This is a genomic window from Metapseudomonas phytobenefica (assembly GCF_043392685.1).
Lineage (GTDB): Bacteria > Pseudomonadota > Gammaproteobacteria > Pseudomonadales > Pseudomonadaceae > Metapseudomonas.
On sequence record NZ_JBHZGM010000003.1, the window covers coordinates 164,647 to 180,490 of the forward strand.

Sequence of the window (15,844 nt, forward strand, 5' to 3'; positions counted from 1 at the left end):
AACGAATCAGAGAACTGTAAGTGCCGTGTCTAGGGGGCGGCCCAAGGATGAGCAAAGCAGCGAAGCTATTCACCGTCAGCGTGCTGGCACTGGCAGTCACCGGATGCGCGGTGACCAGCCAGCCCATCGACCGCAGCGTCAGCGAGCAGCGTGCCCGCCAGGACATGGCGAGCATGTTCAAGGACCAGGAACCCCTCAACGGACCCCTGACCCTGCACGAGGCCATGGCCCGCGCCGTGAAGTACAACCTCGAGGCGCGCCTCAAGGTGATGGAGGAAGCCCTGGCCAAGCGCCAGGTAGATCTGGCCAGCTTCGACATGCTGCCGCGCATGGCCATGGAAGCGGGCTACGCCGGGCGCAGCAATGTCAGTGCTTCCAGCAGCCAGAGCGTGCTGACCAACACCCAGTCCCTGGAACCGTCCACCTCCCAGGACCGCGACCGTGGCGTGGCGGACCTGACCATGGTGTGGAACGTGCTGGACTTCGGCGTCAGCTACGTCAGCGCCAAGCAGCAGGCCGATCAGCGCCTGATCGTGCAGGAGCGTCGCCGCAAGGTGGTCCACACCATCATCCAGGACGTGCGTTCGGCCTACTGGCGTGCCGTGGCCGCCGAGCGCCTGCTGAAACAGATCGACAGCCTGATGGCCCGCGTCGACGACGCGCGCACCAGCAGCCAGCGCATGAGCAGCGAGCGCATCGGCGACCCGGTGCAGTCGCTGAGCTACCAGCGGGCCCTGATCGAAGCCACCCGCCAGCTGGAAGAACAGCGCCGCGCGTTGTCGCTGGCCAAGACCGAGCTGGCCGCGCTGATCAACCTGCCGCTGAACACCGATATCACCCTGGCAGCGGATGACAGCTACCAGGTGCCCGAGCTCAAGGTGGACCTCACCCGCCTGGAAGAAGAAGCCCTGGCCAGCCGCCCGGAGCTGCGCGAGCAGGATTACCAGGCACGCATCAGCGCCGCCGAAACACGCAAGGCCATGCTGCGCCTGCTGCCGGGCCTGGAGTTCTCCGCCGGCGGCCATTACGACAGCAACTCCTTCCTGGTGAACCAGAGCTGGGCCGACTATGGCGTGAAGGTCACCTGGAACCTGTTCAATGCGATCTCCGCGCCGACCGCCATCAAGGTCGCCAAGGCCGGCGAGTCGGTTGCCGCGGCGCGCCGCCAGGCCATGTCGATGGCCGTGCTGGCGCAGCTCTACGTGGCCAACGCCAACTACCACGAGGCCCAGCGCCAGTTCCAGACCAGCCAGCAACTGGCCGAGCTGGACGGGCAGATCGCCGAGCAGCTGCGCAACCGCTACAAGACCCAGAGCATCGGCGAACTGGACTTGATCCAGGGCGAGTTGAATACCCTGCAGGCGCAGCTCAAGCGCGACCTGGCCTATGCCGAACTGCGCAATGCCTATGCCCAGCTGTTCGTCAGCGCCGGCGTCGATCCGCTGCCCGAATCCCTGCCGGACGACAAGCTGGCCACCATCGCCAGCGCGCTGCAGAGCAACGAGTCACGCTGGGCGAGTGGGGATATCGGCGCGAAGTAGAACTGGATGGCCCGTAGGAGCTGGCTTGCCAGCGAATGGCCCCTGTTCGCCAGCAAGCTGGCTCCTACAAGGCTGTTGCAGGCAGAGCGAGTGCGTAGATACCGTCTTGCCCGCTAGCGGGCAAGACGGTATCTACGAATCTGGCGCGCCCATGGTCATACAAGCGAATTCATTCGCGAATGAATTCGCTCCCACAGCTTCGTAGGCTGGGTATCGCAGGTTCAATCCATCCTGTGGTTTGTCCGGTGCGGGGCATGCCTTTGGCTCAGAACCAGATGCGGATGCCGGCGACGAGGCGTGCCTCGTTGTTGTCTTCCCCTTCTTCGCGCGCGAAGTCGGCGGTGTTGCCGTAGTTGCGGTTCCAGGTCACGCCGATATAGGGCGCGAACTCGCGGACGATTTCGTAGCGCAGGCGCAGTCCCACTTCAGTGTTGGAAAGGCCCGAGCCGGCGCTGCGTTCGTGGTCGTTACGGCCATGGACGTTCACTTCAGCCGTGGGCTGCAGGATCAGCCTGTTGGTCAGCAGGATGTCGTAGTCGCCTTCCAGGCGCAGGGCGCTCTGGCCGTTTTCGCCGAGGAATGCCGTGGCTTGTGCCTCGAAGCCGTACAGTGCCATGCCCTGCACGCCGAAGGCGGCCCAGGTTTGCGGCGAGCCCGGCTTGAAGTCCTGGCGCACGCCGGCCACCAGGTCCCACCAGGGGCTGATGGCGCGACCGTAGAGCGCCTGGACCTCCGCTTCCTCGGTCTTGCCGTTGGCACGTTCGCCCTCGGAACGGAACCAGAAGCGGTTGATGTCGCTGCCGACCCAGCCGGATGCGTCCCAGCTCAGCACGCTGGCATCGTCGGCGTCCTGATACTCCAGCTTATCCAGCAGGAAGAAGCTGTTGATGCTACCGGCGTGCATCGAATGGGGCGGCAGCGCCGGGAAGGCGGCGGCGCGGTCGGCATCGGTGGGCACGGGAATGGGCGTGCGGCTGCCATAGTCGCTGGTCTGCGCCTTCTGGCTGTGGTTCATCTGGCTGTGATCCAGAGTGCCGGGGTCCATCTGCCCATGCCCCATGGCGTCGTGATCCATGCTTTCGGCGGCCTGCACGCCACCCGCCAATGCAAGGGCCGCGACCAGGGCGAGCAGGGCAGGGTGCCTGGGACTATCGATCATCGTTGCTTTCCGCCTTGGGCTTGGCGTCCTTGTGCATGGCGCCGTGATCCATGTCCTGCATCTGACCGTTGCCCATGTGCGGCATCTTGTCGTGGTCCATTTTTGGCATCTGGCTGTGATCCATCTGCTCGTGGTTCATCTGGCCATGGCCCATCTTTCCCGCTTCGCTCGCCGGGGCGTTCTGCTGGGCTGCAGGCGCGTCCTGCCCGGCCCAGGCGGCGGGCGCCAGCAGGGTGAAGGCCAGTGTGGCGGCGCTGAGGGACTTCATCGATTCGTTCATGGGGATCTCCTTCATTCGACCACACGGACTTCACGGAACATGCCCATGTCCATGTGGAACAGCAGGTGGCAGTGGTAGGCCCAGCGCCCGAGGGCGTCGGCCGTGATCCGGTAGCTGCGGCGGGTGCCGGGTGGCATGTCGATGGTGTGCTTGCGCACCAGGAAGTTGCCTGCCTCGTCCTCCAGGTCGCTCCACATGCCGTGGAGGTGGATGGGGTGGGTCATCATGGTGTCGTTGACCAGGGTGATGCGCAGGCGCTCGCCATACTTGAGCAGCAGCGGTTCGGCATCGGCGAAGGGGATGCCGTTGAACGACCAGGAGAAGCGCTCCATGTGCCCGGTCAGGTGCAGTTCGATGGTGCGGGCCGGTTCGCGGCCGTCCGGGTCGGGGAACGTGCTGCGCAGGTCGGCGTAGGTCAGCACGCGGCGGCCGTTCTCGCGCAGGCCGATGCCGGGGTCGGCCAGCCTCGGCGTGGGCGTCATGGTCTGCATGTCCACCAGCGGGTTGTTGGCTTCCGATGCGGGATGGGTCTGCATCTGGCCGCCTGTCTGGGAGTGATCCATGCCCGCCATGCTGGAATGATCCATCCCGGCCATTTGGGAATGGACCATGCCCGCCATGCTGGAATGGTCCATCCCGGCCATTTGGGAGTGATCCATTCCCGCCATGTCGCCATGTCCCATGCTGCCGTGATCCATGCCCATGTCGGCCATGCTGATCAGCGGGCGCGGGTCCGGCTGCGGTACCGGGGCGCTCAGTCCCTCGCGCACGGCCAGGGTGCCGCAGGCGTAGCCGGAGCGGTCCATGGACTGGGCGAAGAGGGTGTAGGCCTCGTCGCCGGCGGGCTCCACCAGCACGTCGTAGGTTTCGGCCACGGCAATGCGGAACTCATCGACGCTCACCGGCTCCACTGGCTGGCCGTCGGCGGCGATCACCGTCATCTTCAGGCCGGGGATGCGCACGTCGAAGTAGGTCATGGCCGAGCCGTTGATGAAGCGCAGGCGGATCTTCTCGCCCGGCTGGAACAACCCGGTCCAGTTGCCGTCCGGCGCCTGGCCATTGAGCAGGTAGGTGTAGGTGGCGCCGCTCACGTCCGCAAGGTCGGTGGGGCTCATCTTCATTTCCGCCCACATCTTGCGGTCGGCCACGGTAGCGGCCCAGCCGTCCTTGCTGACGTCATCGATGAAGTCGGCGACGGTGCGCTTGTGCCGGTTGTAGTAGTCCGACTGCTTCTTCAGCTTGGCGATCACCCGGGCCGGGTTCTCGTCGGTCCAGTCACTCAGCATCACCACGTAGTCGCGCTGGTACTGGTAGGGCTCCGGCTCCTTCGGGTCGATCACGATGGGGCCGTACACGCCCACCTGTTCCTGCAGGCCGGAATGGCTGTGGTACCAGTAGGTGCCGTGCTGCTTCACCTGGAAGCGGTACTCGTACATGCCGTCCGGGGCGATGCCGGCGAAGCTGAAGCCCGGCACGCCGTCCATGTTGGCCGGCAGGATCATGCCGTGCCAGTGGATGGAGGTGTCTTCGTCCAGGCGGTTGCGCACCCGCAGGGTCACGGTGTCGCCTTCGCGCCAGCGCAGCAGCGGGCCGGGGAGGGTGCCGTTGATGGTCTTGGCGATTCGCGCCTTGCCGGTGAAGTTCACCGGCGTCTCGCCGATGAACAGGTCGAACTCGGTGCCGCTGAGTACCGCGGGCTGGCCGGGGCTGGTCACCGCCCAGACGGGCGTTTTCCACAGCCCGAGGCCACCGAGTATGCCGCTGGCGGCCAGGCCCTTGACGAAGGTCCGCCGCGAGGTTTTGCACTGCATGCCGTTTCAATCCAGTCAGTCGAAAGAGGCACCGCGCAATCGGTCGCTGCACGGTTCCAGTGCAAAGCTGCCACATCGGTAATCGGCAGGTGATTACATTTCTGTCAGTTTGGCCGGCCCAGTGGCGGCCGCTGGGCTATTGTTTTCCAACGGCAGTGGTAGCGCGCAGGCCCTTGCCCGGTTTCACGACAACCAGCCCAACGGCGGGAGTTGCATCATGCCGATCCGCAACCGATTCAGTGTTGTCATGCTTGCCCTGCTGGCCAGTAGTCCGCTTCTTGCCGCCACGGATGCTGGCATCTCGGCGGCCGCAGACGACGCGCCCGCTGCCGGTGTTTCCGCTGTTCCGGGAGAGGCCCCCGCACCGGCTCCCCAGCCGGCCGCCACCCAGGCGGTTTTCAGTGTCGAAGAACTCGACCAGATGATGGCACCCATCGCCCTCTACCCCGATTCCCTGCTGGCCCAGGTGCTGATGGCCGCGACTTACCCGGGCAACGTGGCTGACGCAGTCGCCTGGTCCAAGACCCACCCGGATGCCAAGGGCGATGACGCCGTGAAGCAGGTGGCCGAGCAGCCCTGGGACCCCAGCGTGCAGTCCCTGGTGGCCTTTCCGCAGGTGCTCGCCACCCTTGGCCAGGACCCGGCCTGGGTGCAGCGCGTGGGGGATGCCTTCCTCGCCCAGCCCAATGACGTGATGGATTCGGTCCAGCGCCTGCGCCGCCAGGCCCAGGCCGCCGGCAACCTGGAGTCCAACGAACAGCAGACGGTCACCGTGCAGGCGGCTCCGCCAACCAGCTCCACCACCGTGGTGCAGCCGGCCGCGAGCAGCCAGACCATCGTCATCGAGCCCACCAACCCGCAGGTGGTCTACGTACCGAGCTACAACCCGACCGTGGTCTACGGCACCTGGTCCTACCCGTCCTACCCGCCCCCCTACTATCCGCCGCCGCCCAGTTATGGCTATCCCATTGCCACCGCCCTGGGGGCTGGCCTGGCCTTCGGCGTGGGCGTGGGCATCGTCAATTCACTCTGGGGCGACTGCGACTGGGGCGGTGGCGATGTCGACATCGACGTCAACAAGTACAACAACATCAACCGCAACCGACAGATCAACCGTAACCAGAACAAGTTCGTCCACAACCCCATCAATCGCCAGGGCGTGCCTTACCGCGACAACATCAACCGCCAGCAGAATGGCCTGCGCCTGTCCGGTGCTGAGAAGCGCGAGTCCCTGCGGGGCTATGACGCCCAGCGCACCGCCCAGCGCCAGCAGGCCCGCCAGAGCCTGGAGCAGCGCGGCATCGAGGCGCCTGCCCGGACCAATCAGCAAGCCCGTGAACGCGCCCAGACCGCCAGCCGTGAGCTGCGTAATGACTCGCAGGCGCGCCAGCGAGCCGAAGGCACCCTGCAGCAACGCCAGCGCAGCGACGCCAACCGCCAGCAGCGCCCGCGCGCGCAGAACAACCAGCAGGTGCGGCAGCAGGCACGGCAGCAAAGTGCCTCAGCCCGGCAAGGACCGCGCAATAACGCTTTTGCAGGAGCGCGACAGCCGTCGCAGACGCGTGCAGCGGCAAACCGGGGACAGGTCAGCCGGGCTTCCGCTTCGCGTCCGCACCAGTCGGCCGCCGGCCGCCAGGTACAACGTCCAGCCAAAGCACCGTCTCGTGGCGGTGGTGGCCGTCGGCGCTGAAAGGAGACAGCACATGAATCGCGCAACCCGCATCTTCGCCCTGCTGTCGCTGGTGGCCTGCACCCTTGGCGCCGGTGCCAACGAGCGCTTCAAGACTCCGGAAGCCGCCGCACAAGCCTTCGTCGCCGCCCTCGGCACTGAGAAGGCCGACGCCGACAAGCTCGCCGCTCTGCTCGGCGCCGACTGGCAGGAGTACATCCCGACCAAGGGCATCGAGCGCAAGGACGTGGACGCCTTCATCGCCCACTACAAGGAAAAACACGTCATTCAGACCGCCAACGGGGGGCGCGCCCATATCGTCGTCGGCAACGATCCCTGGACCCTGCCGATCCCCATCGTCCAGGACAAGGAAGGCTGGAGCTTCGACACCAGGGCCGCTGGCCAAGAGATTCGCCAGCGCCGCATCGGCCGCAATGAGCTGGCTGCCATCCAGTCCGTCGAGGCCTATCACGATGCGCAGATGGACTATGCCGAAGTCGACCGCAATGGTGACGGCATACTCGAGTACGCGCAGAAGTTCATCAGCAGTGATGGCCAGCACGACGGCCTCTACTGGCCCGATGAGGAAGGAACCGAGGACAGCCCCCTCGGCCCGCTGTTCGGCGGTCAGACCAAGGGTGACGACTGGCACGGCTACCACTTCCGCATCCTCACCGCCCAGGGGCCGTCAGCGCCGGGCGGCGCCTACGACTACATGCTGGGCAAGGCCATGAGCCGGGGCTTCGCCCTTATCGCCTGGCCTGCCCGATACGGGGATAGCGGGGTGATGAGCTTCATGATCAGCCACGAAGGCGAGATCTTTCAGAAGGACCTCGGCCCCGACAGCGAGAAGATCGCCAAGGCCATGAAGCGCTTCGACCCTGACAGCAGCTGGGATGAGATCCAGATGGAGCCCGCCCCGGGGTCGTAATCGCGAACGAAAGGGCTACGATTCGCCAGTTCGCTTCGCTCTAGCGGAAGTTTCCGCTGCGAATTCGCGGTTTTCCAGCCAACGAAAAAGCCGCAGGGTGCCAGTGGCGCCCTGCGGCTTTTGTATGAGGTCGGGCTTCCGTGCCCGCCTACGCTCAGCAGGATGCGAGCGCAGGATTCAGGTGGGCGGAAACCTTGGCTTCGGCCCGGTTGGCGGCCCACTTCACCAGCAGGCTCATCGCCACGAAGCCGAGGCAGATGAGTACCGGGTAGGCAGCCATGATTTCGACCAGGGAGTACTTCCAGTTCAGCGGACGGGCGATACCCAGCATCGCGCCATAGAACCAGGACACCCCGGAAACGACACCCGAGAACAGCGCGAGGCTACGGGCGTTGAAGTCCAGCTTGAGCAGGCTGCCGGCCTTGTCCATCGCAGGCATCACCACGCTGTGCAGAACCCAGCCGTTGAGGGTCAGCAGCGCGACGACCAGGATCTTGGACTGCAGTTTCGGGTTGAGGAAGTACATCGCGCCCTTTTGCGAGTAATCCAGCGCCAGGATGCCGAGGCCGGTCACCCAGAGTGCCGCCAGTGCAATCAGCACGGTCTTCTTCAGCATATGCAGGTGTTCCTTGTCGGCCTCGGTCGAATCGCGGCCCTGGAACAGCTGCTTGATCATGGCGACGTCACTGGTCAGCACCAGGCCGATGGCCACACAGCAAGCGATGAGGTGGGCGTACACGACACCCATCCGGGTCAGCTCCATGGTTACCGGTTGCTGAAACACGGAAGCAACAAGATGAAAAAACTCCATGGGTTTACCTCTTACTAGCAAATTAAGGCGCTGTACTGATGCAACAGCGGCATTGGAATTATTGATTCGGGTGTTCGCCGTTCAGTGCGAACCAAGGCCCTGTTCGGAGATGCCACATCCGGGGCGGATGTACATCCACCAGTGGCCTTTTCTCGGGACGAAAAATCCCCTGCACATGAACTCATGCACTGCGGAGTCGTACCGGATTTAGTTGGAAACTCAGTCGCACTATCAGTGGTGTTGATAGCGAGGCGCGTCCTGATCGCCGGGGCATAATAATCGCAACATCTGAAATTTGCTCAAAAAATGATCAAGACACCGACCGGCGGCAGTGCTAAGGCTGGTTATAACGGCCCCGAAAAAGTGATGAATCGCCTCTAAACCGGTGGTTTCAGATAGCCCTGAAGTCCATGGCGGAACCTCGGAATCCTGATGGTCGGCAGGTCGTAATTCAGCCGTATGTTGGCTGATATGCCATGCAAGTAGCCTTGCAGTATGCGCTTGAGCGAAGCGATACCCATCCAATCGGGCCCCAGGAGCTATCCCATTTTTCCGTTGCTTTCCATGGGACCTTTCCGGCGCCGGCCGCCCAGCGCTGAGCGATGCTTCGCTCCTGCAGGCAAGGGCTTCACCATACGTCGCCCATGTCGCTTCTGCCGACGTAAGGCGCTGCCGAATCGGGGCGAAACTGGTCAAAAACTATACTGAATTGCGGGGGTGAAACGCGGGGGGACCATTCAGGAGGGCTCGCCATGCGCATCCTCAAGCTGTTCATCATCCTCGTTGCCTGCCTCGCCGGCGGACAGGCCCTGGCACAGCAACCCTGGACTTCTCCCGGCAGCGCCAGCGAAACCCTGCTCGCCTGGAACGGTGGCGGTCATGGCGGCGGTCGGCACTTCAACGGTCATCGCCACTATCGCCACGGCTACGGGCACAAGCACTTCCACGGGCATCGTGGTCACTTCCGCCACGATTCGCGCGTGATCTTCGTCCCGCGCTATTACGACGGCTACTACACGGGCCACCGGCCGTACTACTACCAGCGCTACGGCAGCCCGCGCGTGGTCATCCAGTACTACGACCCGAGGTCGGGGATATTCGTGGGTTCGGATTTCGGCGGTTACTGATCGGCAAGCCGTAACGCCAGAGGGAGGAAGGCAGGCGCCGCCGGGCGGCGGCGCCGGGGGGAAGCATCAGTCCTGACGGCTGGTGACTTCCAGCAGGTGATAACCGAACTGGGTTTTCACCGGGCCTTGCACCACGTTCAGCGGGGCACTGAAGACCACGGTGTCGAATTCCTTGACCATCTGGCCGCGGCCGAAGGAGCCGAGGTTGCCGCCGTCGCGGCTGGAGGGGCAGGTGGAATGCTGCCTGGCAATTTCGGCGAAGTCGGCGCCGGCTTCGATGGCGGCCTTCAGTTCGTTGCACTTGGCTTCGCTGGAAACCAGGATGTGGCGGGCGGTAGCGCGTGCCATGGTGGGGTACTCCTCTTTCGTTGAGGCGCCAGAGACTAGCGGAATTGACGGGTGAATCAAGGTGCCTGGTCGGCAGCTTTCGCGGATCGGTTGGCGGATGAACTGGCCCCTCAGGTTGCTTCCCCACCCCCGGCCCCTCTCCCGGAGGAGAGGGGAAGGAAGGCGCGCATCAGGCGAAGACGAAGTCGTCAGCGGTGATGTTCGCGGCGGGGACGCCGGTCAGGGTGATGCTGCCGATCTGGCCATTGACGTCAGCCGTCACCGTGATCTGAGTGCTGCCGAAGAAGTCCGAGATGGTGAGGTCGGCGAAGGTCTGGCCGCTGGCGCTGAGGTCGACTTTTTCGACGCCGTCTTCGAAGTCGAATATCTCGTCCTGACCCCAGATCGCGCCGAACTTGAACTGGTCCGTCCCTGCTGGTGGCTCGAAGAAGACGTCACCCACCATGAAGTCGTTGGCGCTGCTGCTCACCAGCACGTCGTCGCCCGTACCGCCCTGCATGACGGCGCCGCTGGCGCGCGATGTCAGGGTGTCATTGCCGGCGTCGCCGTTGAGGTTGGACTGGAAGCCGAATGGATCGTCAGCCCCGAACAGCTGGTCGTCGCCATCGCCGCCATTGGCATTGGCGAATTCCTGGACGATCAGGGTGTCGTTGCCGCTGCCACCGAACAGCTCGTCGAAGCCCAGACCACTGTCGATGGTGTCGTCACCGCTGCCGCCGTCGAGGATGTCGGCGCCTTCCAGGCCGGAGATCTGGTCATTGCCGCCAAGGCCGAAGATGCGGTCGTCGCCGTCGGTGCCGATGAGCACGTCATTGCCGTCGGTGCCGCCGATGATGAAGTCGGTGTTGTTACCGAAGTCGTCCACCGTCAGGTTGTGCGTGCCCTGCAGGCGCAAGGTGAAGTCGAGGTTGTCGAGCACGCCGTCGTCGTTCTCGTCGGCGATGAGCCAGGTGTTGCCCGCGCGCAGGGTGTAGAACAGGTCGGTCACGCCATTGCCGCCGCCCACCAGCACGACGCCCAGCTGCGGATTGATGTTGACCTGGCCGCGGAAGAAGAACTCGTTGTTGAGTTCCAGGGTGTCGCCGCCCACCACGCCGGCGCCCTGGAAGTCGGTCAGGGTGTCGAAGGTGGCGAATGGCGAGCTGGGGTTGAAGCCGGTGAAGAACTCGAACTCGTCATCGCCAGCACCACCGGTGAGGGTGTCCTGGCCCGCTTCGCCCATGACCAGGTCATTGCCGGCACCGCCATTGAGGATGTCGTTGCCGGGGCCGGCGAAGATTTCGTCGTTGCCGTCTTCGCCGAAGATCTGGTCATTGCCCTCTCCGCCGAAGAAGTCGTCATTGCCCACGCCGCCATTGAGGACGTCGTTGCCATCATCGCCGTCGAGGGTGTCGTTGCCTTCGCCGCCATTGACGATGTCATTGCCGTCACCGCCCGACATCGTGGTGTCGTTCCCGGCGCCGCCGTTGAGAATGTCGTTGCCGGCGCCACCGGTCAGCAGGTCGCGGTCGGCTTCGCCATTGAGGATGTCATTCCCAGCACCGCCAGTGAGGCGGTCGATGCCCGCTCCGCCGTTGAGGGTGTCGTTTCCGGCGCCGCCATCGATGATGTCGTTGCCGCCATTGCCGTTGACGATGTCGACGCCACCGAGGGCAAAGATGGTGTCGGGGTCGTCGGTGCCATCGATCACATCGCCGCCTTCAGTACCGGCGATGACGAATGCGGTGGCGCCGAAGTCGCTGCGAACGAGGTTGTGGATGCCGTCCAGCTGTACCGCGAAGTCGGTTGCGTCGAAGATGCCGTTGTCGTTGGAGTCGGCGAACAGCAGGGTGTTGGCGGCGCCGATGGCGTAGAAAACTTCGGTAAAACCGTTATTGCCGAAGCCCAGGTTGCTACCCACCGTGGGCACACCGTTGCGGGCGCCCTGGAAGACCAGGCGGTTGGGGAAGCTGGAGAGCCGCAGGATGTCACCGCCGACGTCGCCTGCGCCCTGGAAGTCGGTGACGCGGTCCTGGCTGAGGGAGCTGGATTGGTCACCGGTTTCCACCGTCCAGAAGTAGCTGTCGGCGCCGTTGCCCCCGGTGAGGACATCGGCGCCAAGCCCGCCGGTGAGGGTGTCGTCGCCGCTGCCGCCGAGAAGTGTGTCGTTGCCCGAGTCGCCGGAGAGGTTGTCGTTATCGTCGCCTCCATCAATGGTGTCATTGCCGCCGGAGCCAAGCAGGAAGTCGTTGCCGCCTTGTCCGTTGATAAGGTCGTCGTCTTCCGTGCCGAATGTGAAGTCGTTTCCCGGAGTGCCAGGGAAAGTAGCCATGGATCATTCCTCCCATAGTGGAAAGAGCGAACCGTTACGGCAGGTTCGAGGTCAGGTATAGCCGAGCCAGTCCGGGTGGCCTGAGCGGCTGGACACTCGGCGTGGCGACCGACGGGCAAGCCATGTGGCACCTCATGTCAACGCGCCCGATGGGCTCGGGTGTTGCCGGCTGGCATGTGCACTTTTGCGGTGCACCGATCATGAAGTGATTTGTTACATCTGCTCGTCGTGGGCTTCGACCACCAGCCATTCGGCCAGTTCAATCAATTGTTGGCTGGCGCCCGGACGCTCCGGATAGACCACGTAATAGGCGCCGCCGGTGGGCACCCTGAGGTCGAAGGGGGCCACGAGGTTGCCGTTGGCCAGGTCGTCGCCGATGAGTGACCAGTCCCCCAGTGCCACGCCGGCGCCCTGGGCGGCGACGGAGAGGGCCAGGTCCATGGTGTCGAAGTGGTGCCCGCCACTCAGGGCCCCCGGCGTGTGGCCGGCGGCGAGCAGCCAGGTTTCCCAGTCGTGCTTGTCCCGTGCCGGGTGCAGCAGCACGTGGTGTTCCAGTTCTGCGGGAGTGGTCAGGGGCGCTGACCGTTCCAGGTAGTGCCGGGTGCAGACCGGGGTGAGCTGCTCGTTGAACAGATGATGGGCGGTGACGTTCCCGCCTGGCGCGGTGCCGTAGATGATCGCCGCATCGAACTGGTCGCGGCGGAAATCCACGCCGTAGGCGATGGTGGTAGTCAGCTCCACCGGCACGTCTGGGCGCTCGGCCTGCCACTTCATCAGGCGCGGCAGCAGCCAGCGCATCGCGCAGGTGGGGGCCTTGAGCTGCAGGGCCTTGCGCCGTGCGCCGACTTCTTCCACGGCTTCATCGATCAGGGCGAAGGCCTGCTGGATGCGCGGGTAGAGGTCGCGGCCCTGTTCGGTCAGCGCCAGTCCCCGTGCCTGGCGCAGGAACAGCGGGTAGCCGAGATGGCTTTCCAGCCCGGCAATCTGCCGGCTGACGGCGCCCTGGGTGATGTGCAGCAATTCACCGGCGCGGGTGAAATTGCAGCACTGGGCGGTGATCAGGAAGGTGTGCAGGGCGGGCAGGGGAGGCAGGCGTTTCATCATCTCAGCCATGACTTCAGAACATGGCTAGTATGACGATTTTTACCTTGTCAGTCTTGCCGTCGAGCGGCTCAATTGGCGCCAATCGTGGTTCCCCGCTGCCTTGTGCAGGATGTAGCCACCTTCAGTCTCGCCCAAGGAGCCAATACAATGTCGAATACCCCGCCGACCTTCCCCGAGACCCTGGCCGGTGTCTATATCAACGGCCAGTGGCTGCCCGGCGGCGCCGAACTGGATGTGGTGAACCCTTCCACCGAAGAGCGTCTGGCCACCATCGGCAGCGGCGATGCCGCCCGTGTCGACCAGGCCGTAGAGGCCGCCAGCGCCGCCTTCCCGGCCTGGTCCCGCAGCAGCGGTGCCGAGCGTGGCGCGGTACTGCGCCGCATTGCCGAAGGCGTGCGCCAGTGTCGCGAAACCCTGATCCAGCTGCAGTCGCTGAACAACGGCAAGCCGCTGTTCGAAGCGGCCATCGACGTCGATGACGTGATTGGCACCTTCGAGTACTACGCCGGCCTGGCCGAAGGGCTGGACGCCCAGCAGGACCGCCCGGTGGAGCTGCCGAGCGAAGACTTCGCTGCCCGCCTGCGTCGCGAGCCGGTGGGTGTGGTCGGCCTGATCGTGCCGTGGAACTTCCCCATGGTGACCACCGCCTGGAAACTGGCCCCCGCCCTGGCTGCCGGCTGCACCGTGGTGCTCAAGCCTTCGGAAGTGACTCCGCTGCCGGAGCTGGAACTCGCACGCATCATCGGCGGGGCCGGCCTGCCGGCTGGCGTGCTCAATGTGGTGTGCGGCACTGGCCTTGCGGTGGGCGCGCCGCTGTCGGCCCACCGCAAGGTGGCCAAGGTGTCCTTCACCGGCAGCAACGCCGTGGGCGTGCAGGTGATGCAGCGTGCGGCGGAAACCGTGAAGGGCATCAGCCTGGAACTGGGCGGCAAGTCTTCGCTGCTGGTGCTGGAGAAGGCCGATCTGGACCTGGCCGTCGACCTGGCCTGCGGTGGCGCCTTCTTCAACGCCGGGCAGATGTGTTCCGCGACCAGTCGCGTGCTGGTGGCCGAACCGCTGACCGCGGATTTCCTGGCGCGGGTACAGCTCCGTGCCGAAGCCACCCGGGTGGGTGATCCCTTCAGTGAAGGCGTGGAAATGGGTGCCCTGGTGAACCAGGCGCAGTACCAGCGCGTGCGCGGCCATATCGAGCGCGGCATTGCGGCTGGCGCGCGTCTGGTCTGCGGTGGCGAGCGTCCGTCGGAGCTGGCGCGCGGTTACTTCCTCAAGCCCACCGTGTTCACCGATGTGCCGAAGGACAGCGCCCTGTGGAACGAGGAAATCTTCGGCCCGGTGCTCTGCGTGCGCAGCTTCGCCACCGAGGAAGAAGCCATCGAACTGGCCAACGACAGCGAGTTCGGCCTGGTGGCCAGCGTGGTCAGCACGGACCTGGAAGCCGCCGAGCGCGTCGCCAACGCCCTGCAGGCCGGCATGGTGTGGATCAACTCGCCGCAGGTGATCTTCCCGCAGACCGCCTGGGGTGGTTACAAGCAGAGCAGCATCGGCCGCGAACTCGGCCCATGGGGCCTGGCTTCGTTCCAGGAGCTGAAGCACGTGGTGCGGGCGGTCTGATCACGGCGAAGCGATTTTCTTGTGGGGGGAATTCATTGGCTATGTCTGCAGTAGCTGTTGCTAGGAAATCCCGGTCAGATTTCGGAGCCTGGCAGGGTGGGCTTTAGCCCACGCTGACCTACGATGGTGGGCTGAAGCGGAGTGCCGCCCGGCCCACCCTACGGCTTTGGCGCCGCATCCCAACACTTAACGCAGACATAGCCAATTCATTCGCTTGGGGCGGCGCAGCCGCCCTGGCCTTGTAGCGATTGAAATTGCCCCCGCAGGTTCAGTCGTGCCTGCCCGTTGGCCACTGCTATCTGTAGGCGCACACTGGGCGGTGAACCTGGAAATGGAGTGCTGATCATGGACCTTCAACTACAGAACCGCAGTGCCCTGGTGTGCGGCGGCAGCTCCGGGTTGGGTTTCGGCGTGGCCGAGGCCTTGGCCAGGGAGGGGGTACGGGTCTGCCTGCTGGCGCGCAACCTGTCGAAGCTGGAGCTGGCAGTGGAGCGTATCCGCAAGGAGGGTGGCGAGGCCCAGGCCGTGGCCGTGGACCTCGATGACCTGGGGGCCCTGGACATGGCCATCGAGCAGGTCGTGGCGGCCATCGGTACGCCGGACATCCTGGTTGCCAACAATGGCGGCCCGCCACCGGTGAACGCGGTGGATTTCGATCCGCAACTCTGGCACCGCCAGCTCGATGCCATGCTGCTGAGTTCCATGGCCCTGGTGAATGCCTTCCTGCCGAGCATGCGTCAGCGGCGCTTCGGCCGCATCCTGATGATTTCTTCCACCAGTGTGGTGGAGCCGATTCCCGGCCTGGTGCTGTCCAGCGCCCTGCGCGGCGCGCTGGCCAACTGGGCCAAGACCCTGTCGGCGGAAGTGGCGGCCGATGGCGTGACGGTGAACACCCTGATGCCCGGCTCGTTCTGGACCGAACGCACCGAAACCCTGCTGCTGCGCGCCGCCGAACGCAGCGGCACGCCAGTGGCGAGCCTGATGGCCAAGGAGCAGGCGGCGATTCCGGTGGGGCGTTACGGCGCGGCGGAGGAGTTCGGCGCGGTGGCGGCGTTCCTTGCCAGTCCGTTGGCCAGCTATGTCACCGGGGCGCTGATTCCGGTGGATGGCGGGGTGTTGAAAGGTTGCTAGGGCAGGTCTT

At 64.8% G+C, this 15,844-nt stretch carries 13 protein-coding genes; 6 read left to right on the forward strand and 7 right to left on the reverse strand.

Translation table 11 applies throughout. The annotated features are described in order from the left end of the window. Positions 1-47: 47 nt before the first annotated feature. Positions 48-1,541: a TolC family protein gene (locus tag ACFW0B_RS04080; RefSeq protein WP_449146674.1), complete on the forward strand. Its 1,494-nt coding sequence runs from the start codon at positions 48-50 to the stop codon at positions 1,539-1,541. Between the two features lie 265 nt (positions 1,542-1,806). Here ACFW0B_RS04080 and ACFW0B_RS04085 read toward each other — a convergent pair whose 3' ends face one another. Genes ACFW0B_RS04085 through ACFW0B_RS04095 form a run of 3 tightly spaced genes read right to left on the reverse strand, consistent with a single transcriptional unit; the run spans position 1,807 to position 4,791 of the window. Then, a complete protein-coding gene (locus ACFW0B_RS04085) occupies positions 1,807-2,700 on the reverse strand; it encodes a copper resistance protein B (RefSeq protein WP_449146675.1) in 894 nt (297 codons plus the stop codon). Next, the gene (locus tag ACFW0B_RS04090; RefSeq protein WP_449146676.1) at positions 2,690-2,980 is read right to left on the reverse strand and encodes a hypothetical protein; all 291 of its coding nucleotides are present in this window, start codon (positions 2,978-2,980) and stop codon (positions 2,690-2,692) included. The genes ACFW0B_RS04085 and ACFW0B_RS04090 overlap by 11 nt, the downstream gene beginning before the upstream one ends. 11 nt (positions 2,981-2,991) lie before the next feature. Continuing rightward, complete coding sequence (locus tag ACFW0B_RS04095; protein WP_449146677.1) at positions 2,992-4,791, reverse strand: copper resistance system multicopper oxidase; 1,800 nt, start codon at positions 4,789-4,791, stop codon at positions 2,992-2,994. A 217-nt stretch (positions 4,792-5,008) separates the two neighbouring features. Between ACFW0B_RS04095 and ACFW0B_RS04100 the strand changes: the two genes are divergently transcribed. Together ACFW0B_RS04100 and ACFW0B_RS04105 are read left to right on the forward strand one after the other, a co-directional pair. Beyond that, on the forward strand, positions 5,009-6,481 hold the full coding sequence (locus ACFW0B_RS04100; protein ID WP_449146678.1) for a DUF3300 domain-containing protein: 1,473 nt from the start codon (positions 5,009-5,011) through the stop codon (positions 6,479-6,481). Positions 6,482-6,494: 13 nt separating this feature from the next. Next, complete coding sequence (locus ACFW0B_RS04105) at positions 6,495-7,391, forward strand: DUF2950 domain-containing protein (RefSeq protein ID WP_449146679.1); 897 nt, start codon at positions 6,495-6,497, stop codon at positions 7,389-7,391. A gap of 154 nt (positions 7,392-7,545) precedes the next feature. On the opposite strand, the gene ACFW0B_RS04110 is transcribed toward ACFW0B_RS04105, so the two are convergent. Next, the gene (locus tag ACFW0B_RS04110; RefSeq protein WP_449146680.1) at positions 7,546-8,202 is read right to left on the reverse strand and encodes a hypothetical protein; all 657 of its coding nucleotides are present in this window, start codon (positions 8,200-8,202) and stop codon (positions 7,546-7,548) included. 752 nt (positions 8,203-8,954) lie between these two features. Here ACFW0B_RS04110 and ACFW0B_RS04115 point away from each other — a divergent pair. Further along, positions 8,955-9,329, forward strand: coding sequence for a hypothetical protein (locus ACFW0B_RS04115; protein WP_449146681.1), 375 nt, complete (start codon positions 8,955-8,957; stop codon positions 9,327-9,329). Between the two features lie 66 nt (positions 9,330-9,395). Here the strand turns inward: ACFW0B_RS04115 and ACFW0B_RS04120 are convergent, their stop codons facing one another. The 3 genes from ACFW0B_RS04120 to ACFW0B_RS04130 all read right to left on the reverse strand — a co-directional run bounded on the left by ACFW0B_RS04120 (position 9,396) and on the right by ACFW0B_RS04130 (position 13,089). Beyond that, entirely contained in the window at positions 9,396-9,722 is a 327-nt protein-coding gene (locus ACFW0B_RS04120) for a peptidylprolyl isomerase (protein ID WP_449146795.1), read from the reverse strand. Between the two features lie 124 nt (positions 9,723-9,846). Next, positions 9,847-11,988, reverse strand: coding sequence for a calcium-binding protein (locus tag ACFW0B_RS04125; RefSeq protein WP_449146682.1), 2,142 nt, complete (start codon positions 11,986-11,988; stop codon positions 9,847-9,849). Between the two features lie 213 nt (positions 11,989-12,201). Beyond that, positions 12,202-13,089, reverse strand: coding sequence for a LysR substrate-binding domain-containing protein (locus ACFW0B_RS04130; protein WP_449146796.1), 888 nt, complete (start codon positions 13,087-13,089; stop codon positions 12,202-12,204). A 150-nt stretch (positions 13,090-13,239) separates the two neighbouring features. Here ACFW0B_RS04130 and ACFW0B_RS04135 point away from each other — a divergent pair, with 150 nt between their 5' ends. Together ACFW0B_RS04135 and ACFW0B_RS04140 are read left to right on the forward strand one after the other, a co-directional pair. Continuing rightward, positions 13,240-14,703, forward strand: a complete 1,464-nt coding sequence (locus ACFW0B_RS04135; RefSeq protein WP_449146683.1) for an aldehyde dehydrogenase family protein — start codon at positions 13,240-13,242, stop codon at positions 14,701-14,703. 345 nt (positions 14,704-15,048) lie between these two features. Next, positions 15,049-15,834 (forward strand): SDR family oxidoreductase, encoded by a 786-nt coding sequence (locus ACFW0B_RS04140; protein ID WP_449146684.1) that lies wholly within the window; start codon positions 15,049-15,051, stop codon positions 15,832-15,834. Positions 15,835-15,844 lie beyond the last annotated feature (10 nt).